This window comes from Telmatospirillum siberiense (genome assembly GCF_002845745.1).
GTDB classification, from domain to species: Bacteria; Pseudomonadota; Alphaproteobacteria; order Rhodospirillales; family Magnetospirillaceae; genus Telmatospirillum; species Telmatospirillum siberiense.
In genome coordinates this window covers 37,760-61,862 of sequence record NZ_PIUM01000002.1, presented here as the reverse complement: position 1 = coordinate 61,862, position 24,103 = coordinate 37,760, and the positions used below count along the sequence as shown (strand labels likewise).

At 58.0% G+C, this 24,103-nt stretch carries 21 protein-coding genes; 7 read left to right on the top strand and 14 right to left on the bottom strand.

The features are described from left to right. Window positions 1–87: 87 nt before the first annotated feature. Complete coding sequence (locus CWS72_RS02320) at window positions 88–1,614, top strand: O-linked N-acetylglucosamine transferase family protein (protein ID WP_101248961.1); 1,527 nt, start codon at window positions 88–90, stop codon at window positions 1,612–1,614. Between the two features lie 93 nt (window positions 1,615–1,707). On the opposite strand, the gene CWS72_RS02315 is transcribed toward CWS72_RS02320, so the two are convergent. From CWS72_RS02315 to CWS72_RS02250, 14 genes are all read right to left on the bottom strand, one after another. After that, window positions 1,708–2,085, bottom strand: a complete 378-nt coding sequence (locus tag CWS72_RS02315; RefSeq protein ID WP_101248960.1) for a flagellar export chaperone FliS — start codon at window positions 2,083–2,085, stop codon at window positions 1,708–1,710. 135 nt (window positions 2,086–2,220) lie between these two features. Further along, window positions 2,221–2,493: a hypothetical protein gene (locus CWS72_RS02310; RefSeq protein WP_101248959.1), complete on the bottom strand. Its 273-nt coding sequence runs from the start codon at window positions 2,491–2,493 to the stop codon at window positions 2,221–2,223. 75 nt (window positions 2,494–2,568) lie between these two features. After that, complete coding sequence (gene fliS, locus CWS72_RS02305; protein WP_101248958.1) at window positions 2,569–3,003, bottom strand: flagellar export chaperone FliS; 435 nt, start codon at window positions 3,001–3,003, stop codon at window positions 2,569–2,571. A gap of 18 nt (window positions 3,004–3,021) precedes the next feature. Then, window positions 3,022–5,088 (bottom strand): flagellar filament capping protein FliD, encoded by a 2,067-nt coding sequence (gene fliD / locus CWS72_RS02300; RefSeq protein WP_101248957.1) that lies wholly within the window; start codon window positions 5,086–5,088, stop codon window positions 3,022–3,024. 171 nt (window positions 5,089–5,259) lie between these two features. Further along, a complete protein-coding gene (locus CWS72_RS02295) occupies window positions 5,260–6,096 on the bottom strand; it encodes a flagellin (RefSeq protein ID WP_101248956.1) in 837 nt (278 codons plus the stop codon). Between the two features lie 132 nt (window positions 6,097–6,228). Continuing rightward, window positions 6,229–6,843 carry a sigma-70 family RNA polymerase sigma factor gene (locus CWS72_RS02290; protein ID WP_241911536.1) on the bottom strand — a complete coding sequence of 205 codons (615 nt, stop codon included), beginning with the start codon at window positions 6,841–6,843 and terminating at the stop codon, window positions 6,229–6,231. A 320-nt stretch (window positions 6,844–7,163) separates the two neighbouring features. Beyond that, window positions 7,164–9,614, bottom strand: a complete 2,451-nt coding sequence (locus CWS72_RS02285) for a hypothetical protein (protein WP_101248955.1) — start codon at window positions 9,612–9,614, stop codon at window positions 7,164–7,166. A gap of 346 nt (window positions 9,615–9,960) precedes the next feature. Continuing rightward, the gene (locus CWS72_RS02280) at window positions 9,961–10,458 is read right to left on the bottom strand and encodes an NUDIX hydrolase (protein WP_101248954.1); all 498 of its coding nucleotides are present in this window, start codon (window positions 10,456–10,458) and stop codon (window positions 9,961–9,963) included. Window positions 10,459–10,597: 139 nt separating this feature from the next. Then, entirely contained in the window at window positions 10,598–11,938 is a 1,341-nt protein-coding gene (gene rfbH, locus CWS72_RS02275; RefSeq protein WP_101248953.1) for a lipopolysaccharide biosynthesis protein RfbH, read from the bottom strand. Window positions 11,939–11,960: 22 nt separating this feature from the next. After that, a complete protein-coding gene (rfbF, locus tag CWS72_RS02270) occupies window positions 11,961–12,731 on the bottom strand; it encodes a glucose-1-phosphate cytidylyltransferase (RefSeq protein WP_101248952.1) in 771 nt (256 codons plus the stop codon). A gap of 19 nt (window positions 12,732–12,750) precedes the next feature. Further along, a complete protein-coding gene (gene rfbG, locus CWS72_RS02265; protein ID WP_101248951.1) occupies window positions 12,751–13,857 on the bottom strand; it encodes a CDP-glucose 4,6-dehydratase in 1,107 nt (368 codons plus the stop codon). After that, window positions 13,854–14,675, bottom strand: a complete 822-nt coding sequence (locus tag CWS72_RS02260) for a transposase (protein WP_101248950.1) — start codon at window positions 14,673–14,675, stop codon at window positions 13,854–13,856. The genes rfbG and CWS72_RS02260 overlap by 4 nt, the downstream gene beginning before the upstream one ends. Beyond that, window positions 14,675–16,495: a thiamine pyrophosphate-binding protein gene (locus CWS72_RS02255; protein ID WP_101248949.1), complete on the bottom strand. Its 1,821-nt coding sequence runs from the start codon at window positions 16,493–16,495 to the stop codon at window positions 14,675–14,677. The genes CWS72_RS02260 and CWS72_RS02255 overlap by 1 nt, the downstream gene beginning before the upstream one ends. 3 nt (window positions 16,496–16,498) lie before the next feature. Then, the gene (locus CWS72_RS02250) at window positions 16,499–17,950 is read right to left on the bottom strand and encodes an N-acetylneuraminate synthase family protein (RefSeq protein ID WP_241911556.1); all 1,452 of its coding nucleotides are present in this window, start codon (window positions 17,948–17,950) and stop codon (window positions 16,499–16,501) included. Here CWS72_RS02250 and CWS72_RS28265 point away from each other — a divergent pair. The 6 genes from CWS72_RS28265 to CWS72_RS02225 all read left to right on the top strand — a co-directional run bounded on the left by CWS72_RS28265 (window position 17,852) and on the right by CWS72_RS02225 (window position 24,100). After that, window positions 17,852–18,079, top strand: a complete 228-nt coding sequence (locus tag CWS72_RS28265; RefSeq protein WP_241911561.1) for a hypothetical protein — start codon at window positions 17,852–17,854, stop codon at window positions 18,077–18,079. The genes CWS72_RS02250 and CWS72_RS28265 overlap by 99 nt on opposite strands. Before the next feature lie 350 nt (window positions 18,080–18,429). Then, window positions 18,430–19,446, top strand: coding sequence for a radical SAM/SPASM domain-containing protein (locus tag CWS72_RS02245; protein WP_158240470.1), 1,017 nt, complete (start codon window positions 18,430–18,432; stop codon window positions 19,444–19,446). A gap of 333 nt (window positions 19,447–19,779) precedes the next feature. Next, window positions 19,780–20,889 carry a radical SAM/SPASM domain-containing protein gene (locus CWS72_RS02240; protein WP_101248946.1) on the top strand — a complete coding sequence of 370 codons (1,110 nt, stop codon included), beginning with the start codon at window positions 19,780–19,782 and terminating at the stop codon, window positions 20,887–20,889. A 69-nt stretch (window positions 20,890–20,958) separates the two neighbouring features. Next, window positions 20,959–21,762 (top strand): hypothetical protein, encoded by an 804-nt coding sequence (locus CWS72_RS02235; RefSeq protein WP_101248945.1) that lies wholly within the window; start codon window positions 20,959–20,961, stop codon window positions 21,760–21,762. A 249-nt stretch (window positions 21,763–22,011) separates the two neighbouring features. Then, entirely contained in the window at window positions 22,012–23,028 is a 1,017-nt protein-coding gene (locus tag CWS72_RS02230) for a hypothetical protein (protein ID WP_101248944.1), read from the top strand. Window positions 23,029–23,050: 22 nt separating this feature from the next. Then, window positions 23,051–24,100 (top strand): NAD-dependent epimerase/dehydratase family protein, encoded by a 1,050-nt coding sequence (locus CWS72_RS02225; RefSeq protein ID WP_101248943.1) that lies wholly within the window; start codon window positions 23,051–23,053, stop codon window positions 24,098–24,100. The last annotated feature ends 3 nt before the right edge of the window (window positions 24,101–24,103 follow it).

Sequence of the window (24,103 nt, the reverse complement as noted above, 5' to 3'; positions counted from 1 at the left end):
GGCGCGGGCCCTCAATGGGCCAGACCAGGTCTCGATGAGTTATCCTCATCGAGACCTGGTATAAAATAACCTTGCGGATCGGTAACCATGGAAGATGGAAAGAACGATGGCGACGCGGTCGCCGCCGAGGAAAACAGACGCAAAGCCCTGGTCGCGCTGGAAGCCAGGGCGCATGCGCTGCTCTCCAAGCAGCTATGGACGGCGGGCCTCTTTTCCGAGGCGGAAGCCGAACTGGCCCACGCGATCGCGCTGGCGCCCAATGACGCCTGGCGCATCCGTCAAGCGATCATGCTTCCCAGTGTGCCCGAATCGCGGCGGCAAATCGACGATCTGCGCGCCAGGATGGAGGAACGCCTGCGGGCCTTGCTGACGGAAGATCTGCATGTCGCCAACCCGGTAAAGGAAATCGACTGGACCTGCTTTCTGCTTGCCTATCACGGCGAACATGGCAACGGCCCTTTGCATCGGCTGTTTCATCAGGTCTGCTCGAAAGCGACACCCGACCTCGACTGGCAGGCCCCCCATGTCTCGGAGCCGCGGGCGCCCGGTCCCATCCGCGTGGGATTCGTCTCCTGGTTCTTCTGCGACCACACCATCGCGCGGCTGTTCACCGGCCTGATCGAGCGGCTGGATGCGGACAGTTTCGACATTTGCGCCTTCGCCATCGAAGGGAGCGACGCTTACCTCCGGCAGGCGGGCATGCGGGGAAAACGCATTGTCACTCTGCCCGCCGATCTCTCGGAGGCCCGCCTGAGGATCGCCGGGGAACGGCTGGACGTCCTTGTTTATCTCGACCTCGGGATGGATCCCTTCACCCTGTTCCTCGCCCATGCCCGTCTGGCCGCAACGCAGGCCGTGCTGTGGGGACACCCCGATACCACCGGCCTGCCCAGCATCGACGTCTTCCTCAGCAGCGATGCGATGGAGCCCGAGGAGGGAGAGACCCATTACGGTGAAAAACTGATCCGCCTGCCGGGAATCGGCAGTTGGGTCCGCCGACCGGACATTCCATCCGCCGCCCCGGCGCCGGGCGATTACGGATTGCCGGAAGGCGTCTTGCTGTATCTCTGCCCGCAGACGCCGCAAAAGTTTCATCCCGATTTCGACGCGGTCATCCGGCGTATTCTGACGGAAGCCCCCTCGGCCCACCTCGTACTGACGGCTGGCTGGACGGGACCGCTGATGCAGGCCGTGCGCGGGCGCATCCTCGGTCCCGCGCCGGAGCTGGCGGAACGGATTCATATTCTCGGGCCGCAAGATCGACCGCGCTTCATCGGCTTGATGCGCCTTGCCGACGTGATGCTCGACCCGCCCCATTACAGCGGCGGCCATACCACACTGGAGGCCTTCGCCTGCGGCACGCCCGTCGTCACCTGGCCCGGCCGTCATATGCGGGCCCGCCACACGTTCGGATTCTATCGGCTGCTGGGGATCGAGGACTGCATCGCCCGGGATCTCGACCACTATGTCGAAATCGCCTTGGCCATCGGCCGCGACCGGCAGCGACGGGACGAGTTGAGCCGCCGTATCGCGGCGGCAAGCCACGTCCTTTACGAGGACGAGATGGCGCTCCGCGCATTCGAAGCATTTCTATGGGCGGTGGGGAACAGGTGACGGCCAGCTCTATAGGGCCGGGCATGCGAAGAGTGCTTCGGCACGAGTCCGAAGCACTCTCGGAGGAAAGATGTCGTCCTAAGATAAAGCGGATTACTGCGCCGCGATCGGCGGCAAGCCCGAGATTTCCGCCCAGGCATTGCGCATATCGCGCACCGCCGAGATCAACTTGTCGCAAGCCTCTTCCGCCGAGGGCTTGCCGACCGAACGCAGCAAGGTCCGGCTGACGGCCTCATACATTTCACGCAGATTGACCGCAACCTGACCGCCCTGCGCCATATCCAGGCACCGGTTCAAGCCGTCGATAATACGGGTAGCGCTCATCACTTCGTCGAACTGCGCCTGGAAATCACCCTTGTGAGCAGCCTCGGCGGCCCGGCTCACATGTAAAAGGACGGTGTCGTAAAGCTGCACGACCGCCGTCGTCGAAGGCTCAGCCGTCACCGAAGGATTGGTCTGGGTCGTAGACATCGCTTACTCGCTCCCCAACAGCCGGGCATACCCTGAACTGCGCCCAGGCAAATATGTTCGGCCAATCATGCCTATTGGATGTTTAAGGAACGGTTACCGGAGAACAAAAGAATTATGCGGGTCTTTTGGCTCCGGTCAATTTCGGAGCCAAACCACGTCATCCATCGGGGGATCCAGTTCGAGCGCCACGGAAATGATGCGGTCGCTAAAACATTCCGGCGCGGCGGGCCCCATGGACCGCAAGGCCTCCCGCAACTCGCGAGCCTGGGCAATGATCTCACGGGCCTCGGCGCAGACGTCGATCAATTCCTGCGCGGCAGTCCGGCGGGACGCCGGCCACCAAGCAGGATCTTCGCCGTATTGATCGACGATGTCCTGCAGATCTTGCGGAGACACGAAAGCGTCCAAGGCAACTTCCGTCTTAAATAAGCATGCCGTCGGGACATGCGGTTGATCGTTTCAGAGCCCGGCCTCGGGGCCGGCTCACACGGCTTCCGAGGTGGAGAAATTTTGCGGCTTATCGATCGTTCCGCGGGACGCGGGATCGGCTTCGGCGATTTCCGCCCAGGCGTCACGCAACTCGCGGACGGCGACAAGCAGGCGGTCACAAGCCTCGGCTCCGGTCTCCTTGCCGACGGAACGGAACAAGGTCCGGGCGACGGCCTCGTAAGTTTCACGCAACCGGATGGCCACATCCCCACCCTTCTCCATGTCGAGATGGCGGTTCAAACCGTCGATGATGCGCGCCGCGCTCATCACCGCCTCGAATTGCCTCTGGGAATCGCCTTGCCGCGCGGCATCCGCAGCCCTGGCGATCCGGGCCAAAATGCCGTCATAGAGCATCACCACGATCTTCAATGGGGGCGTCGTGCGCTGGGCCGTCTCATAGGCGGAAATGGCGTAACGGGTCTGGCTCATCGGGGCACTCCTAGATCATCAACTACTGGTCTGCATGGCGAACATCGAACTCAGCACGGAACTGGCATAAGCCGCAGCCTGGACCGTCGACGTCAGACTGGAATACTGCTGGAGAAGGAACGTCGCGTAACTATTTGCCTGATTGATGATCGTATTGTACTGCGAGGTCAAGGCCGTGTCTTCGTCCTGAAGATTTTCAATCAGATTTTCAACAGTGCCGTTGAGCGTGTTCCCATAGTTTTTCGAGGTGGTATAGAGCTGATTGGCCAGCCCGACGGTCGCGCTGACCGTCACCGTCGCCGTGCCATTCTCACCGGTATAGGTTAAGTTTAGGCTATCGTAAGCGCTTCCGGAAACACCGGAAATCTTTTGCCCGCTGACGGTAAAAAGCCCCTTGGCCAAAGCATCGACGGTCGAGCCGTCGGCCAATGTCAGGGTGATTCCGGTGATGCTCCCCGACGACTTGGTGATCGTCATATTGAAGGTTCCGGAATAGGTACTGTAATCGGTACCCCGGGTCTGCAAGGTATAGGAACTGCTCGAAATATGGGACTGGAACAGGTTCAGGACATTGCTGAAATTGTCTTTGAGCTGGCTGGTCAGCGTCGTGGTGTCAGCTTCCAACTCATTGCTGCTGTTGAGCGTCAGGCCAATGTCGGCCAACGTCATGCTGCTGATCATGGAGGTGATCTTGCTATCGATATCCAGGCTGACTTCACGCAGGGTCGAATCGCCGAACAACGTGGCCGAACTGGACGCCGTCCCGTCACTGCCGGTCGCTTCGTTCATCTGAACGAAGGACTCCCAGTTATTGTAGGCGGTCATGAAGGCCAGAATGGTGTTTCCGATCGATGTGGTATTCGGCTGCACCGTAACCGTGACGATGGTATTCGAATCCGCCCCGGTCAAATCGAGCGATACGCCGCTCAAGGCGTCGGTCACGCTATTGGTGGTCCGGGTAATGCCCGAAACCCCGTCGATAGTCAAAATCGCCGCCTGCGCCGCATTGACCTGATTGACCGCACCGTTGCTCGCCACCTCATCAATGCCCAGCGTCGACAGCACATCGCCGGAAATACCGGAGAAGGACAAGGTGGAACCGCCAGTGCCGGAAGACAGCGTCAGCGTCGTGCCCGACAGACTGGCCATGGTTCCGCTGATACCCGCGGCCGTGGCGGCGGCGTTGATGGTGCTCGCGACATCGGCGAGCGACATCGTCGAGGTGATGGTGACACTCACCGCGGTCGCCGTGCTGCCCACCACGCCGCCATTAATGGTGAAGGCTCCGGCGAGGCCGAGCGCCGAGGTCGTGTCCGAAATGGTCGCCGTGCTGCTCTGGGTCGTCGAACTCGTATGAAGCCCGAGTTTGGACAAGATCCCGCTGCCGTCGCTGAATTCCAGCGGCACGTCGGTATCCTGTCCCGAGACCACCAGCACCGAATGCGTGCTATCGATCGTGACGACCGACGCGCTGACGCCCGTGGTGTCCGTGTTGCCATTGATGGCGCTGGCAACGTCGGTCAGCGACATCGACGAAGTCAGCGTAATGCTGACCGCCTGTTTTCCCGTTTCGGAAATCGAGAAGGTTCCGCCGACCAGGCTGCTGAAGGACGAGGACGACGACAGGACCGCCGTGCTCGACAGATTGATGGTGCTGCCGACATCTTCCTCGGCCGCGGCCAATTGGTTGACCACCACCGTATGGGTCCCGGAGTTGGTCCCCGAATTGACGGTCGCGGACAACAGCGTGCTGGCATCCGAGGGGGTCGAGCCACTGACCGCCGCCTTCGAGGTCAATCCGGCAGACCGGCTGTTGAAGACGTTCGTGCCTTCGGTCGATTGCGAACTTAAATTCGATGTCGCCGTCTTCAGGGCCAGCAGCAGGCTCTGCATACTTTGATAAGCGGCGATCTTCGTTTTGTTCGTGGTGATTTCCGTGGCGATGGAATCGGCACGGGTCAGGTAAGGCTGGACTTTGGTAGTAACAGCCGAGGCCAGCGACACGGAATAATTGCTGCTCTGGACAGTGGAAATATCCGTCGCATTGCCGGTCGAGACGGTGGACGATGTTGAGACGCTGCTCATTTCCAACTTCCCTGCTTGAGCGGGCCAGAACCGCCACGGCGTGGAACCGAACCCAGTTCCACGCCGTAACTTATCACCGACGTCGCCGGCAGCCTAGCCTCCGATGCCGCCGGGGTCTGCCGACAGATTTTCGACCAGCAGATCCAACACGTCCAAATCCAGTCAGGAAACTTACGACTGGATCAAACGCAGCAGTTCGGACGGCAACTGGGCGGCCTGGGTCAGAGCGGCGACGGAAGCCTGGGTCTTCACGTCGACCGACGACAACTGCGACTTCACCGAAGCAACGTCGGCATCGAGAACCACCGAGGCGGCCGCCGTGATGTTCTGCGAGTTGGTGGCGATGTCCTGGCTGCTGAAGGAGAACTGCGATTCGTAGGCACCGATCTTGGCGCGATCCTTGGTGATCGTATTGATCGCCGAGTTGATCTTGTTGATCGCCTGCAACGCCGTGGCCGCCGTGCTGACCGTCGAGCCCGTGTTACCCAGCAGACCGTTGGTGCCGCCGACGGAAACCGAGGCCACCGAAATGGTGATGAAGTTGGACGACAGGGTGCCGACGAGGAACTTCACGTTGCTGAGGAAGGAGCCGGAGAGCAGGGTCTGGCCAGCGTAGGTGGTGCTGCTGACGATGCTGCTGATTTCGCTCTTGAGCTGCGTGTATTCCGTATTGATGTCCTCGGAACGCTGGGAGTTGGTCACCTGGCCGGACGCGGCCTCGGTGGCCAGCGCCATCATGCGCTGGAGGACGTTGCTGATCTGGGCCAGGGCGCCGTCGGCCGACTGCAGGATGGCGGTACCTTGGCTGACGTTGGTGGCATCCTGGTTATAGACGGTGACGTTGGCTTGCAACTGGGTGCCGATGGCGAGGCCGGCGGCGTCGTCAGACGCCTGCACGATGCGCGAGCCACTGGCCAGCTGGGAGAGCAGATTGGTTTCTTTGTTGGAGTTGTTGTTCAGATAGTTCAATGACGCGTTGGCGGCATTATTGGTCGAAATAACGGGCATGCTGGCCTCCTAATAGTCCTTCACTCGGAATCCCCTCGGAGGGGGGCTGAATGAGCAATGCGATTAAGCTCATTCATTGATTGAACGGACCGTCCGGAAAAATCGGGCGCACAAAAATGAAGGTTTTTTCCGTCAGTCGGCAAAACCGGTTCGGATATCGCCCTCCGAACGCCGCAGAAGCTCGCGCAAACGCTTACGCCCCCGCTTCAATAAAGATTCGACCGCCCCGACCGTCGTGCCCATCACATCGGCCACCTCGATATTGCTCATGTCCTCGTAGTAGGACAACACCAGCGCCACCCGCTGCTGGGTCGGCAGCCTGTGTAGAGCGTCCTCCAGCCGTCCATAAACCCGCTGCCGATGGATCAGGGTAACCGCATCGGTAATATCGGCGGCGGGCTCCTCGACGTCGTCCAGCCATTCGGTCTTCAACAAGCGCTGCTTGTCGATACAACGATTGACGATGACCCGATAAAGCCATGTGCTGAACTTGGCCCTGCCGGCATCCCACCGATGCCGATTGAGCCACGCCTTGACGAAGGCGTCCTGAGTCACATCCTCGGCGTCGGCAGGGTTCTTCAAGATGCGCATCGCGACAGCATAGGCATGGTCGATATGCCGCTCCACCAAGGTACGGTAGGCATCCACATCGTCCTGCCGCATCCGCTCAAGGAGAGCATCGTCACTCCCGTCCAGCGGTGTCAACGCGGTCATCGTATTGCTGGCGAATGAAAGCATCTTATTCATGGCGCCGTTCGCTCCGGATCTCCAATGAGCCCCCTACCGCCCCTATCAGAGTCGGCAAGACCAATAGCCCGAAGAGACCAAAGCAAGAGGCATGCCACAAATAAACTGTCAGTAAATTCAAGCCTACAATGACATGAGACGGAATATTCCGGGAAGAATCTGCCACATCGAGATCAATTTGGTCGGCAAAATTTGCCCATGACGAGGAGGGGCGCCCCCACAAATAAACTTAAAATTTTTATCGAATTTTTATATTTTAGGCGGACGAGTTATTACTGAAAGACCACCTCAGGCAACATCCCGCCGCTGCGGGAATTCGCTCAATTGTCGAACAGCGGAGTGATCAGGACAGTCAATACGCTGACGGTCTGCTTGAATGCCGGAATGCTCAACAACAAATAGGCTTCCGGCTGAACGGCGTGAAAAAAAGTACCGTCCAACATTGCCCCGAGGGCCTGCAGTGTCTCGATGGGCTGAGGTTCTCCATAGCGGGTGGTGGTCGCCTCGGTGATATCGGCGCCGCCCTGCAAGATCAAGGACCGCACCACACCGCGAGACAAGGGCCCCTTCAAGGGAAGGGCGACAACGCTGTCCCCGTCCTTATTAAGAACGGGAATACGCAATCGCAAATCACCAAAGGGGGTCAGCGAGGCCGGTACGGGGATCGGCACCGCCCGCTCCTCCTTGATGATCGTCGCCTCGAACGCCCCCACCTCGACGTCGCCGAAGAAATCATCGGTCCCCAGACCGAAGCCGGTCGCCGCGTAACAGAAGCCGGCGGCGGCACTGTAGGCGGCCAGGCTCCCCCCCAACCAGACCGGCGGATGATGAATACTGCACACGGCGGGGAACGGCAGCGTCCCCATCAGGTTTTTGATATCGGCCGTAGTGATGGTGGCGATCAAGGCCCTGGAACCGAGACTGACATCATGCAGCAGCGGACCGAAGGTTTGGCATTCAAGACCGTTCGGCATCATGACGAAACGACTGAGAATGGCCGCCGTCCAGACACGATAAGTCTCGAAATCCTCCATTGGATCGACGCCGAAACGCTTCACGACGTCGCGATAGGCATCGAAATAACGGACGCATTCATCCTGCATTTCCAGGCAGAAGGAGATTTCCTGCGGAAGACGCACGTCGACCTCCCGGACCTCCCGCCCCTTATCGTAGCTACGCGCCGAGCCGACCGGAGCGCAGCAGAACTCCTCGATCAGCGGCGCATCGCGCATCAAGGCCCGTTTGGCCCCGGGGCTCATCACCGTGTCGTCGAGATAACCGCTGACCGTATCTTCGTCAGGCAATTCGACGAAGCTTTCGCCATGTGGCATCAGATAGATGCCATGCAGACGAATTTTCCGTCCCTCGACATTGAAAACCCGGCGCAGGCCCTTCTGTATATTGCCGGTATAGCCGATATCGACCAACACCATGTCGGTACAGCTCTCCAGATCATCGATCTTGACCCGCAGATAATCGAGAAGGGCGGCCCGCAAATTTTCGCTCAGCTTCTTGAGGGTCTTGCGCCCCATTAGACGGGGAATGGCCGCCGCGAACTTATCACCCGGAGAGACGTTGTCCTCCTGCTCGGCGAAAAAGGCCTTCACCTTGGCAGGCAGCTTGATCTTGAAGAAGTCTTCGACACCGGACGCGCTGACGAAAGGCATGGAGGCGATCAGCCCCTGCACGGTTTCCAGCCCCCCCTCGCCCTCGGCGCCGGCGATCATGGCGATGCGGCGATTGATTTCGACATACTCCGCCCGGCCGGCGCCGGACGCGCTCCACATCCGCATGGGCAGATAGCCATCGCGAGCCAGAAACAGCACCTTGATCCGGCGCCCCGGCCCGGCCAATTCGGCCAACCGTCGCTCGATATGGCGCTGGAAACCAGCCATGACCGGCCCAAGCACGGCGGCGCCGACGGCATGGTGAGGGGAAGCGGGCTGCACCTTGGCCAAAGCCAACCTGCGCATCAGCCGCAAACCTCCGTCGAGCCGCCAGTTGAATCCGCGATCCGACATGGCAAGCAGCCTTGCCGCGGCCTCTTCCCGCTTGGAGTGCCCCCCCCATGGGTCGGCAGGCAACTCATAGGGGATCAAAGCTATACCGGCCATCTGCTGTTCGACGGTATCCTCATCGATGCCGATATGAACGGCCTTGCTGGGCTTCAAGCCCTCGGACGCCCGAAAAAGCTTGAAGAGCCCCCCAGCCTCCACAGCCTCGGGCTGCGCCGAGGTATAGACAAAATCAAAGACCAGATCGGGCGCCACCGCCCGCAACAGCGTCCGCACCTGCTCGGGAGACCAGTGAGACTCGGCGACGATGCCGACCCGGCGTCCAAGCCGTCGCGCCTCCTGATAGAGCCCCAAAATGTCCGGATTGATGAAGCAGAGCTCCTGTTCGGCCTTCAATTCCGCTTCGACGAGGGCGGGCCGGATGGAACGCGGCAGATTGAGCGCATGAACGGCGAAATGATTGTAGATCGCCTCGATGGAAACGCCGGACACCATGGAGACGCCCCCCAACACGCCCCCCCCTTTGCGATTGATGCGCAGCATATTCTGCGCCAGCGTGCGATGCTGAATAAAGGATTCGCCCAACTGCTTCATGCGCTCGGGAACGGGAGCGTAATGGAGAGTCCGCTCGTAGACGCCTTCGACGCTCACGCACCGGCGGAGCAGCAACGTGCCAAAGAGCGCGAAGGAGACGGTCGAGATGCCCTTCTTGAAAATCAATCCATCCGACAGCTGGACCATTTCGGCAGTCATCATTATCGCTCCGCAAAGATACGCGGCGGGAAATCGCCAGCGCCGATATCGCCAACCGCGACACCAGAAAAATATGGACTAGATACCAGCTAACAGTAAGCTTCGGCAATTACGTGGTTAATTTGATTTGAAGACAAAATCCAATTATCTCGTTGATTGGAAAAAGCGGACGAATGTTTCCATCACCACGCTCATTCAAAATCATCATCGAATTTCCGACGGCCTGATCTCGCCGAAAATGAACATGGCGAGCCCCAGCGGTTTTTCGTCTTGGACCGCCGGGGACCTTCCGTCGAGGCCTTCCCTGACTCCCTCCGATCCGCGCACGCCCTCGAACTCAATTCGGGAATCAAATAAACGCCCCGTAATGCAACTGATGATACCGGATAAGACAATCAGGACAGCCCTTGTGCCATTCGAGGAAACCAACGTCTCCCGGCGACAATCCCGCATTGCTGGGCACGAAATCGCTGGATAGATGGCAGGAAAACAGAAATGAAACGAAATGGCTGCGGTTGGCCCGCTCCGGATGCAGCATCTCGGTAATCTTGATGGGCACCGGATCAAAATCGACAGGACGCCCAATCTCGCGCTCGGCCACCTTCAAAAGGCGCGTTTCCATGGTTTCCTTGAAGCGGACGATACCTCCCGGTATATGCCAACCGGCCCCGCAATATTGATCATTCCGCCAGGACAATAGAGTGCGCCCCGTCTCATCCTTGATAAGCAGATCCACGTTCAGCAGGGGAGTTGTCCGGCTGATGTAATAGAATACCTCGTCGGGCAACCCTTTGCTCGGATCGGGCACGGCACGATCAAGTACCGCAATGGCCTCTGCGAACGTCATCGTCTTTCCCCAATCAATCTTTGATGCATACCCCGGAACATTACAGGGGACGGAACTCCGTCATGTCCGCCCCTCCCTCGCCTGCTGTCCCGACCGGCGCAGCCAATCGACCAAACCACCAAGCGGAGGCCGCTCAAACTTAACGGCCACACAAGGTGTGGAGCGATTCAATCACGTAATCGATCCGAGACCGGTCCAGGCCCGGGAACACTCCGATCCAGAACACTTGCTCCATGACGAAATCCGAACGCTCCAGCGAGCCCACCACCCGATGAGCCACGCCGGCGTAAGCCGGCTGACGCAGAAGATTTCCTCCGAACAGAAGCCTGGTGCCGATGAGGCGCTGATCCAAGCCGGTCACCAGTTGGTAACGGGTCAGTGGCGCCTCGCGACGCACCGCGATGGGAAAACCGAACCAGGACGGGTCAGCATTGGCTGTGGCTTGGGGCAGGATCAGGATGTCCTCGAGGTCAGTCAACCCCTGACGTAACGCAGCAAAATTGGTGCGACGTGCGTCGATGAATTCATCCAGACGATCCAACTGCGACAATCCGACTGCCGCCTGCAGATCCGTAGCTTTCAGATTGTAGCCAACATGACTATATATATACTTATGATCATATCCGCTGGGCAGCTGCCCTTTTTGGGTGGAAAAACGGCGCCGGCAAGTATTGTCCTTGCCCGGAGGGCACCAGCAGTCGCGCCCCCAATCCCGCAGACTTTCCAGAACACGCTTCAAAGGACCGCTATTGGTCGCCACCGCCCCGCCTTCTCCGGTGGTGATGTGATGGGCAGGATAAAAGCTATAAGTTGCAATGTCGCCAAAAGTCCCGACCTTACGGCCGTCATAACGGGCTCCGAGAGCATCGCAGCAGTCTTCGATCAGCCAAAGGCCATGACGGTCGCAGAAAGCCCGCACCGCCGCCAGATCGAACGGGTTCCCTAGCGTATGAGCGAAGATCACCGCACGAGTACGAGATGACACAGCCTGTTCCAGCAGGGAAACGTCGGCATTGTACGTCGGGATGTCGACATCGATGAAGACAGGAACGGCCCCGTTCTGCAGGATAGGATTCACGGTGGTGGGAAATCCTGCGGCAACGGTGATCACTTCGTCGCCCGAGGTAAGACGCCGATCCTTGAGATCGGGCGAGGTCAGCGCCGAAACCGCCAGCAGGTTGGCCGATGAGCCGGAATTGACCAGCAGAGCATGCTTCAAGCCGCAAACGGCAGCGAACGCCTTCTCGAAGCGATCCGAAAAACGTCCGGCGGTCAGCCACATATCCAACGACGCGTCCACCAGGTTCCGCATGTCGGCTGCGCTCATCACCTTGCCGGAAACCTGGACCGGCATCTGCCCAGGAACGAAAGGAGGCACCGCGTGCGTCAAGGCATGATAACGCTCGGCCAGTGCCAGGATCTGTTCCCGAAGAGCCTCCGCCTCGTCTCGGGTTTCGCTTTCCACCGTCGTCACCGACATCGCCGCTCCTTTTCCCTCGGGCTCACCAGCATTTCCATTGCGCGCAACCCGAGGCCCAATAATCTTCCAACAGGTTCTTTTCCCGCAGGGTATCCATCGGCTGCCAAAAGCCGTCATGCAAAAACGCCCGCAACTGATCCCGCGCCACCAACGTCCGCAGAGGAAAATCCTCCAGGGGTTCCTGGTCGCCGGCGATCAGATCGATCACATCGCGCGAGAGAACGAAAAATCCGCCATTGATCCAGCTGCCATCCCCGATGGGCTTTTCATTGAAGCGGGTCACCCGATCCCCTTCCAAGTCAAGCATGCCAAAACGGCCTGGCGGCCTTACGGCGGTAACAGTCGCCAGCCGCCCATGCCGCTTATGGAAAGCCATCAGCGCACCGATATCGATGTCGCCCACGCCATCGCCATAGGTCAGGCAGAAGGCTTCTTCGTCCTGGAGATGATGGCGAACCCGTCGCACTCGGCCACCCGTCTGCGTAGACTCCCCGGTGTCCACCAAGGTCACACGCCAGGGCTCAACAGACTTATGATGAATATTAATATTGTTACTGTTAAGATCTATCGTTATATCAGAGTTATGTGTAAAATAATTAGAAAAATATTCCTTGACCATATATCCTTTATAGCCAAGGCATATCACGAAATCATTTACACCATAAGCAGAGTATATTTTCATGATATGCCAAAGAATTGGTTTTCCGCCTATTTCCACCATAGGCTTCGGCCGAAGCGAGGTTTCCTCTGCGAGCCTCGTCCCGAGCCCCCCCGCCAGGATAACGGCTTTCATATTCTTGTCTCCTTCCCCGTTACGCCAAGGATAGAACTTCCTCGGCGCATGTCTGCCCGCTTTCGAAAAGGGCAATGTGCTTAAAGGCCACTTCGCGCATGTCGGCCTCATCCAGCAACGCCTTGTTGAAGGCGACGACCTCGGCCAGGGCATCGGACAGCCGCCACGTCGGTCCCCACCCCAACCGGTGACGCGCCTTGGCGCAATCGAGTCTCAACGTCCCGGCTTCCCGCAACTGCGGCGAACCCGAGGCATCCCACGAGCAATCCCCGCCCCACAAAGCGCAAAGCCGATCGGTCAGCCGGTTCACCGGCCAAGCGTCATCCTCGGACGGCCCGAAATTCCAGCCCTCCGCGAAGGCGCCTCCTCCCTCTGGGAAGAGATGCTGCGCCAATATCAAATAGCCGGCCAAGGGATCCAACACATGTTGCCACGGCCGCACCGAATGCGGATTGCGCAACAGCGGACGCTGCCGCGCAATCAACGCGCGCATCAGATCCGGGACAAGCCGGTCGGCGGCCCAGTCCCCGCCACCGATCACATTACCCGCTCTCGCCGACGCCACGGCCACGCCATGTTCGGCATGACGATCCGATGGAAAAAAGGAGGCGCGGTAGGACGCCGTCACCAGTTCGGCACAGCCTTTGCTTCCGCTGTAAGGATCACTCCCCCCCATGGAATCGTTTTCCCGATAGCCCCAATCCCACTCTCTATTTTCGTAGCACTTGTCGCTTGTCACACAAATCACCGCGCGTATGCCGCCGCAATTGCGCACCGCCTCGAGCAGATTGACCGTGCCCATGACATTGATGGCATAGGTATCCACCGGTTGAGCGTAGGAAAGGCGCACCAAAGGTTGCGCCGCCAAGTGAATCACGATATCCGGATTAGCCTGCCGCAAAACAGCCTGCAGAAAGGGGAGGTCGCGGATATCACCCACATGGTGATCGACCAGTCCATCGACACGAGCCAATTCGAACAGCGACGGGTTAGTGGGTGGAGCCAACGCATAACCTGAAACCTGCGCACCCAGAGAGGTCAGCCACAACGACAGCCAACTGCCCTTGAATCCGGTGTGCCCGGTCAGAAAAACCCGCTTTCCGCGCCAGAACTCGCGAGAAATCATCCGATTATCCTTGCAGATCCGGCCTTCTCGTTTTCCACGCCACCGGGAGCACCATGCGCTCCGTTGCCACAGACACCAATGACGGCATCCTCATGCTCGCTGGCAAGGTCGGCCTCACTCAACCGGGGCGCCAGGGTGCTTGGGGGAAACCGCCGGCCCAGCGACATGGCGCACAACATTTCCACCCCGATGAGCCGATCGTCGACGTAATAGTCCGCTGCCGGCTTGCCGAACCGCAATTCATGATAGAGCAAGCCCCAGCGCTCGAACTGCTCCCGGGTCACATCCTCCCATGATAGACCGGTCGCCGAGCCACGCGCTGTCAGCATCACGATGCGATGACCTCGCCGATATAATCGGTTGATGGCGGCGATCACGTCGGGAAGAGGCCGCGCCCGCCGGTAGTCGTTGCCAGGTGTCAATGTGGCGACCACTCCATCCACGTCTATTACGAACGTGCGCGCCCCGTCCTCTCCGTCTCCCGACGCCACGATGGCCGCCCAGGACTCCAGGTTTGCCGCACCGGCGGATCGCCGCCAATCCTCCATCTCCTCCGGCGTCACGTCCAGCTGACGGCAAAAAACCGTCTCGCCGCAGAAGGCCTGGAAATAGGGATTTTCGGGCCAAGCTTCGCAAAGCGCCCGATCGGACAAGCCACGCTGAATCGACAATAAATAAAGACCAAGCATCAGTCGCCCCGACTTGGAAAATCGAGAGGCGTCGGCGATCAGACTTGGCCAGTCCAGAGTCCGCGACAAACTCAGCAAGGGGTGCCCAGGATCCAGATAATCGGACAAAAGCACTCCATCGCCAGCCATCAGTCGCGCACCTTTTCCGATTCGGGGGCCAAAGGTACCAGCATCTGAGCTCGCAACTCGGCGCGCGGCAACAAGGGAGACATATCCTCCAAAGGCATCGACAGCATGGAGCCATCCGGCTGTGGCAATGCCGCCGACTTAGGCCAGAGACTCTCGTCGTTCATCACTCGCACGTCCAGCAGCACAGGCCCGGTCTGCTCCAGAGTGCGCCGCACAGCGCTCCTGAGATCGGCGACATCGCTGACACTGGAGGCAGGAATACCAACGGCATTGGCAACGGCGACGATATCAGGGATGAACAGACCGCCTTCGGGTCCTGTCCCCACATAGCGCCCGTCGAAATAGTTACGCTGAGTGTTACGGATCGAAGCATAACCGTTGTTGTTGACGACAAACATGCGCACCGGCAGATTCTGTGCCTTCAGCGTCGCCAACTCCTGCAGATTCATTTGCAGGCTTCCATCGCTCTCGACACCGACGAACGGTTTGCGGCCATTGGCGACGCCCGCACCGATCATCGCCGGCAACCCGTAGCCCATGGCCCCCAAACCCGAGGTCAGAAAAACCCGCTGCCCCGGCTTGTTCTGGAAAACGGTATAGAACACCTCGACGGCCAGTCCCGAACTGCCGGTAACCACCAGGGTATCTTCCGGAATCTCCTCGGACAGGATTTGCATCAGGTGATAGTGGCTGATCGCCCCCGAAGTCGGAAACGGCTTGCCGTCATTGACGGTGTAGCGCCGCTTCCATTCTGCGCACCGGGCAAGCCACGGAGAACGATCTCGCGCTTTGATCCGGGAACGCCTTTCAAGCAGCGCGCCGATCAATGCCGCCGCGTCCGCCTCCACTTTCAAATCAATGTGATGCGTGAACTTGGCCAACTCCGCCGGATCCACGTCCACCACCACCTTGCGCGCATCTCTGCCGAAGCGAGCCGGATTGAATGCGGTCACCACATTGTCGAAACGGGCGCCGATGCCGATCAGAAGGTCGCAGTTCTGCACCGCGAAATTGGGGGCTCTCAGCGCCACGGTTCCAGGCTTGCCAACACTCAACGGATGCGAGGCGGGGATCAGATCCATGGCATTCCAAGTGGCCACCACCGGGATCTGCAGCGCCTCATACAACTGACGAAACGTCTCGGCCGCCCCCGCCAGACGAATACCATGTCCGGCCAAGATTAACGGCCGCTCCGCCTGGTTCAGCAGGTCGATGATCTCGTCCGCCGCCTTGGACAGATCTGGCTTTGCCACGACTTCGGGCACGAACGGCCGCAACGTCGCCCCATCGACCGTCGCCGCCTGGATATCCAGAGGAATGTCCACCCAAACCGGCCCTCGGCGACCGGAAGTCGCCAAATGGACGGCCTTTTCGAGATGATAGCGAATGTCCCCCGCGTCCATGACGGTCGCCGCATATTTGGTAATCGGTCGAACCAATGACACGATGTCAACCTCTTGGGGGCCGATCTGGCGGACACCTGTATCACCCTTCAGGTCGGCTCGTTTGACCTGACCGGAAATCACCAGCATCGGAACGGATTCGATCCAAGCCCCGGCCACGCCCGTGATGGCGTTTGTCCCACCCGGCCCGGTGGTCACCACCGCCACGCCCAAGGTCCCGTTGATTCGGGAATAGGCCTCGGCGGCAATGGAAGATGCCTGTTCGTGATGATTGGGAACAAAATCGACGCCCTTGGCGAGACCGGCCGCGTCGGCCAGAAACATGGCTCCGCCACCGGGAACGAGGAAGACGGTTGAAACCCCTTGTTCCGCAACAAAGGAAAAAACGTAATCGGCGACTCTCACAGGAGATTCCATTATTCAGTCCAGCCAATAGCTAAGAACGGTTTTGCGCTGTTTATTCTCCCCGATCCGGGAATCCGTATAGAACGAATCGTTCACGTAATGGGTGGAGGAGATTTCCTCGAAGACCACGCCTTCAGCGCTCTCGAAGGCATGTTTCACCCCCCGCTCAACCACGGCCACGGAACCAGCTCCATATGTCTGGACCGCACCATTCAGCGTCAGTTCGAGACTGCCATGCAGCACGACGAAGGTTTCCTCCTTGAGATTATGGTACTGCTCGGGATGTCGCTGGCCCGGCAGGACCACGATCAGCTTCTTGCAATACTCCCGATTGACGACCGTGATCATGGTAATGCCGCATTCATCGAAGCGCTCGAGCCCATAATGATGCGATATCTCAAGCTCCGCCTGACCGGGAACGATGATATTTCCCTTGCGTAACAGGGCCTTTACCCGCTCCACGATATTCAGCACGGTATCCCTGGTATTGATCTGGCGGGTATTGTCCACCAACACGGGCTGGTTGGGCTCAATCGCGCGTTCGGCATAAAACTGCGTATATTTGGACCAGTCATTGGCCGTCACATGCCCAGGCTGGGTCGGAATGGCAAAGAAGACATCGGCATCCGTAATCCGCTCTCCCGCGGCAATGTGCCGTTTGGCGTAACCGCCTCGTCGGAGCGCGAACAGGCTGTCTGCCTCGGCCTGAGACGGCTGCGCGCGGCCAGAAGTGGAACCGCAGCAGTGCAATGCCTGCTGTGCCGTTTCCAACCAGGCCGCCACCTGCGTGGGAGTTGCCGAATAGGCATTCAGCGCATATCGGTCCGTGGGCACGCCGATGTGCTTTTCGAAAATGGTACAGCCTTTCGCGATCGCCAATCCGACCGGCAGGGTCAGGGATGGATTCTCGTGGGTGGAATAACCGATCGGCACGTCGGGATAGCGAGCCTTGAGGAAATCGATCTGATTGATTTCCAGCTTCTCGGACGGTGTCGGATATTCGGCCACGCAATGCATCAATGCGAAATGCTTCTTGCGATTACGCAGGAAGGTTACCACCTTGTCGATATCGGACGGGGCCACGCCGGCAGTAGACGCGATGACGGGCCGGTCGGCGTCCACAACCTTTTCGAGCAGCGGCCAGTCGAAGAAGGAACAACTGGCAATCTTCAGGATGTCGAAGCCATCCTCGAGGATCAAATCCACCGACGCCTCGTCGAAAGGCGTGCACATGGCGATAAAGCCCTGATCCTTGATCTCGCGCACCAGGCGCCCGGTATCCGCACGAGACAGCCGTGTTTCCGAAAAGCGTTTGATGTATTTGATGTCCGTCCGCGCGATAAAATCGGGATGGATCAGACTGTCGAGATGACGGTACTGAAGCTTGAATGCGAACTTGAAAGGATAAGGCCGGCAGACCTCGGCGAATTCGCGAATGACGCGAAGCCCGTGCTCGACATCCCCCATATGATTATTGGCGATTTCCAAAACGAACAGGGGAGCTTCACAGAATCCAGTCATCCGACGGCCTCGCAGTTTATCAGTCCTTCACCGGCAGCTAATCGTCAATCCGGATATGGAATTGCGCAACGATAGCAGATACATCCTTGCATAAAGGTAAAAATTACAAATGCGCTCTTCGGGCGAGAGCGTTTACCCAGGATGGCATCTGCGTAATATAGAAGTGATGGGGTGGAGGCCCTCAACTCTAACAGTTTCATATCAGGAGGAGGTCATTGTTCAGGCGGTTGCATCCAGCAGAATGTCCCCACATCTCTTGTTGACAAAATTTTCCGGGTCTTTTTTTTGAAAAGAACCTAACCGAATCTTAGCGATTGCCCTTCTATATTCCACGAGCGAAAACTTAGGTTTATTGTGGCGGCTTGTTCGCATCGGTCGTGGGTAATAGACGAGCGCCTTCCGGAACCTTCCAGGAGCGAAACACTTTGACGGCAATCGACATCAGCGGCCACGCACCGGGAGGAACCCGTCGGAGACTGGCGGACTCGTTGCCATTGAAAACCCCCTTTGTCGTCCAGGTGTTCCCAGTTTATGCCTGCAACCTGAAATGCAATTACTGCATTTTTTCTGTCGACAAGTCCCTGCACGGGTTCATTTCCGACAAGACACTCCTGGATTACGACCTTTACCGCAAATGCGTCGATGACATGTCGGGTTTTCCCGAGAAGATCAAAGTGCTGCGGTTCGTGGGAATCGGAGAACCCCTGATCCACAAAAAGCTCGTCGACATGATCCGCTACACAGCCGAGCGACGCATTGCCAACACGATTGAAATCGTGAGCAACGCGGTACTGCTCACGCCGACCATGAGCGACGCCCTGCTCGAAGCCGGACTGAACCGGTTGGTGGTGTCCGTTCAAGGAACCAGCGCCGACAAATACTGGCAGGAAAGCCGCACCCGCATTGATTTCGAGCGGTTCGTGGATAACTTGGCCTACTTCTACCGCAACAAAGGCAAGGCCCATCTTTACGTCAAAATCGTCGACACCGCTTTGGACGACGACGCGGACCGGCAGCGCTTCCATGATATTTTCGGCAAGGTCTGCGACACCATCGCCGTTGAAAACACCGTCCCGATCCACGACTCGGTCAACTACGACGACATCCTCGGAGACCGGGAGAAACGCCTCACCCAATACGGCCTGCCCGTCACCGACGTCAAAGTCTGCCCCCAGCCCTTCTTCCATATGCAGATAAACCCCGACGGCAAGATCGTTCCCTGCTACTCATGGGATTACCCGGCCATCATGGGCGATTGTCGGGAACAGAGCATGGTGGAGATATGGAACAGCGAAACTTTCCGTAAGTTCCGACTGAGCCAGTTGCACGGATGCGATCAGGCCTCCCACGCCTGCAAGAACTGCAATATCATCAAATACCGGCTATTTCCCGAAGATGATCTCCGCAACGACGTAGAGCGCCTAATGCCATTCTATCTTTGATAGATATCCAGCCATCACAAGGATCGGGCTGCCGGAATATAGACAATAAAAGTCCGTGTATAGCAATTTATCAGATAACCATTTCTTGCGGAAAGGAATTGTGGCCGGAACCGCTTGGGTGGAGCCGATGATTTACCAATTCTTCATAAGCTCGAAGTATGGTTTAACCTCGATATACGATACGGTGCCTCCGATCGATTTTTTCGTCCGCCCCACTTCCGGCGGCGTCGCCCGGGTCTTCTCGACCATCGGCAGACGCCAGCGAAGAACACGGCTTCGATCTCATGCTGCACCGCCCTCTTCAGTTCTTTCCGAATGACGGAGTTCATCCCTATGGCCGCTACTAACGACTCTGTTGACAGCAAGCTCACCTCAGCCGAGTTGACCAAGCGAAACGACCTGCGGTCGCGCAAACCTTACGTGGCCGACAAACTGGCACAGATCGCCGTCATGGAAGAACGAGGAGAAATCAGCCCGATTATCCGCCTTGAAAAAAGTTATTTGTGCAATTTCCAATGCACCCATTGCTCCGCCGAATTCTATATGGACCGCCATCTGGAAAAAACCGGGGTGACGGATGAGCGTCGCAAAATGAACATGGACGACGTCCGCACGCTATCGCGACAGGCCGATGAACTGGGGCTGGCCCGTTTCGTCATTACCGGAGGAGAACCTTTGGTGATGAGAGATTTCGACGAAGTGGTGGCCGCCATCGATCCCGAAAAACATTACGTCATCACCGACACCAACGGTTGGTTTATGGACGAAGCCCGCGCCAAACATATCAAGTCGATCGGCGTGGAAAAGGCCCAGATATCGATCGACAGCTTTATCGAGGCCGAGCATGACGCTTTCCGCAACAAGCCCGGCGCCTACAAGCGAGCCATGCGCGGCATATATGCGTGCCTTGATGCCGGCCTGAACCTGATCATCCAAACCGTTCTGATCAAGGGCCGAGCACACACGAAGGAATTCCTGGATTTCTGCGAATTCGCCACCAAACACGGCATCGGCCTCTATGTGTCCTACGCCAAGCCGACCGGTTCATGCACACAGCACCCCGAGTTCGTTATCGACAAGGAGGAAGCGGACTTTCTGCGTGAACTGGAGAAAAAATACAACGTTTTCACGCACATGACCCCTTCTTACGGCTCCTTCAAGGGATGCATCACGGTCAAAGGGATCATCACGGTGACGTCGTCTATGGAAGTGACGCCTTGCCCGTATATTGATTTCTCGTTGGGCAATCTCCGGGAAACCTCGTTGAAGGAAGTTCTGGCACGCGGTATGCGTAATCCGTGGCTGGGCCCCTATCGACCGGACTGCCTGATCGGCGAGGACCCCCAGTTCATCAAGATGCATACAGAAAAAACCGCAGACGCCAAACTTCTGCCCCTGCCTTGGGGACAGGGCTTTTCGGATGAGGACAAGCTGATACCCTGACGCCTCGACGGCTCCGAGCCGGGTACCGCAGATTTTTATCCCAGTCTTTTTGGGCAACGAAGGTGGATTATGCCAGACGCAATTATTGATCTCGCCATTTTTGATGAACATGGCCGGTGCGTGCCATCATCAGACTTGAAGGCGGAGGTACATAGACGGACTCGCCGCCGTTTCGTCTGCATTCAGCCCGAAATCGACTATTCCGCCATCCATTCCCGCATAGCCGGCGCACTGAACGATGACGGGGGCCTGTCGCGCGATGATTTCGAACGACAAGCGCGGTCCGTGCTGGACAAGGTCAGCCGGGATCCTGCCACAAGTGGATTGGCCAAAGGCATCCACCTCCCATTTTTCCTGCCCAGAATGCCCGATGCACTGTCCCGAGACATTGGCTCGGACCTGGATAAGATCTACTTGCCAGCGGTGGAGAAGTCTTTCCTCGATGCCCATCCCCAGTCCAGCTACACCCGACATCACAAAGGCAGCCTGACAGGTCAATTGTCCGTGACCGGAGGCTCTCGCCACGACCGCTTGCTGCAAGCCGTTTCCCGGACGACCGTTGTCGGTTATTTCTTCCTGGCGCTACAGGAATATTCAGTGCCGGCGTCCGTCGAACAAGTGCGAAGACTGCCGGATACGTTCCTGCTGGCGGGCGGCGCCGATACCTGCGCGGCCTTTGCCGGGTCCCCCAGCCTGCTTCTGAACCCGGATGCCTATCCGCCATTGTTATGGCTCGCCGCCCTGAGCGCCGAAAAACTCCAGACGGCATACCATCTGGAGGCCTACGGTCGGAATTTGACCTTCAACCGCCGCGTCCATTTTGACCAGGCCGCTGAATATTGGGCAGCAGGACTGACGGTATTGGCGGAGTGACGTTCCGGAGTCCCCCCCCCTGTTCATCGCCACACTTTTATCAGTGACGCAAAATTAAGCAGCGTGAATGGCCTTGGGAACCTCTCCCCGACTCCCGCCGCAACGTGGCAGCGATAATAAATATATCAATCGTTTGCCCCGACCAGACGAGCCGGACTTGATTGTGTGACAGACCTCTCTTCCATGTTGCGCCACTAACACGAAAAGTCGTGTACCCTGCGGATCGCTAACCTTAGGCAGTAGTACATCATGAAACTTTCTATCGTAATCCCCAGCAACCGAGCGACCCTTTCGACCTGCGCACGACTTTTCGAGTATTGCTCCTGGGGTAGCAAAGACATACAGGTCGTAATTCGCGACAATTCGTGCGATCCAAAAAAAAGAGACCTGCTTTCACGGATAGAAGCTGAAAATTGCGACATCATATTCACTGACTACTGCCTCGCTTGGCAGAACACTCAGGAAGCATTCAAGTTGGCGCGCGGTGATTTCGTTGTGGGCTTTGGGGACGACGATTTCTGTGAACACAAAGCAATCGACATGGTGCTTCACTTGATCGAGCAACATGGCGACGATCATTCTCTGACCGGAATTACGGGAGATTACCTGCGCGAGAGGGCCAGGACGTCGGAAATCCTCCGATATCCCCCGCTCGATCAACTTGACGCCGTGGAACGCTGCCGCAACTATATTCTGTCTGGAGACGACTCAAATCACTTGGTTTACTCCGTCATCCGACGAGAAGTGATGAGCCGCATCCTTGATTTTATTATGTCGATGCCATTTGAAATGCCTTATCGAGATTGGCTTTCAACCCTGATGCAGGTCTTGAGCGGCCGTTTCCTCAATATCGGGCGGATTATCTACTATTACGACTTTAGCGTTTGGGAAACCAAGCGAAAGGATATCCACTGGTTCGAAGAAGTTGGCCTTGATCAAACGATACATTTCCTCTACCCGCTATACATCGCTTACGAAGGTTGCCGAATCATCGATTCGCCGATGATTTGCGGTCATCTTTCCGAGACGGAACGACAAACGATTTTGCGCACATGGTATGGCCACTGGCACTCCGTATTCGCAAAAGGGATGCCGCAGATCGAGGCAAGCAACCATATCCACACCATCGGCACGGCCCTGCGCTTTAAATGGATCAATCAAAGAAACGTCGATTTCCACGAGCTGTTGACGGATCTCTCTGACTTCATGGGACTCATCAACCGAGAACGAGGACAAAGCTACTATTCATTCTGGTCCTCGCTCTAGGCTTTCAGAGAGCTATGAAATCATGGCAATGAATCCCGTAATCCGCGCAGATGTAGCCGACATCCTCGCCGCAGATCTGCCTTGGGAGTCCTTTGCCGGCACCACCGTGCTGGTAAGTGGTGCGTCCGGACTGTTGGCCTCGTACATGGTCGAGGTTCTCCTGGCGATGCGGGAACACAAAGGTTTCGGTCCGACTCGTCTGCTTGGACTGGTTCGCGACCCTCAAAAGGCCTGGAACCGCTTCCCGCATTTGCGCGAAAGGAATGATTTCACCCTGATCACCGGCGATGTCATCGCTCCACCGCCCATTGAAGGACCGGTCAACGTGATCATCCATGCCGCCAGCATCGCCAATTCGCGACAGATGATGACTGACCCCGCGGGAACATTGACCGCGAACATGCTCGGCACTTACCGGATGCTCGAGCTCGGCCGCGAGCAGGGCAGCCGGCACGTCCTCTTTTTTTCTTCGGGAGAAGTGTGCGGATCGCCTGAGGCACACCAGATCCCAATGCGCGAGGATGTCTATGGCCCAGTTGATCCGGCTGACGCCCGCGCCTGTTATGCCGAGGGCAAGCGGGTCGGCGAGACGATGTGCGCAGCCTGGGCTCAGCAATATGGCCTGGAAACTCGGATCGTCCGGCCATTCCACACCTACGGCCCAGGCATGAATCTCGCTGGCGGCTGGGTCCATTCCGATTTTATCAACGACATCATGGCCCGACGCAATCTCGTGATTACAAGCGATGGCCTCGCCACCCGCTCGTTCTGCTACATCGCCGACGCGACCTTGGCTTATTTCACCGTAATGTTGCGGGGGCAACGAGCCCTCCCCTACAACGTCGGCACCGGGGTTGAAACCAGCATTCGTGGACTGGCCGACCTGCTGGTCGAGGAGTTTGGAGAGTTGGGCCTGTCGGTGGTAATCGAAGCTCCGGCATCACCCTCCCCACCAAAACGATCGGCGCCCGATATCTCCCGGCTGGCCTCGCTTGGTTGGCATCCCCGGACCACGATAGCCCAAGGCTTCCGACGCACGATCGAAAGCTTCGGTGGCGTCAAGAAAAACTGAACC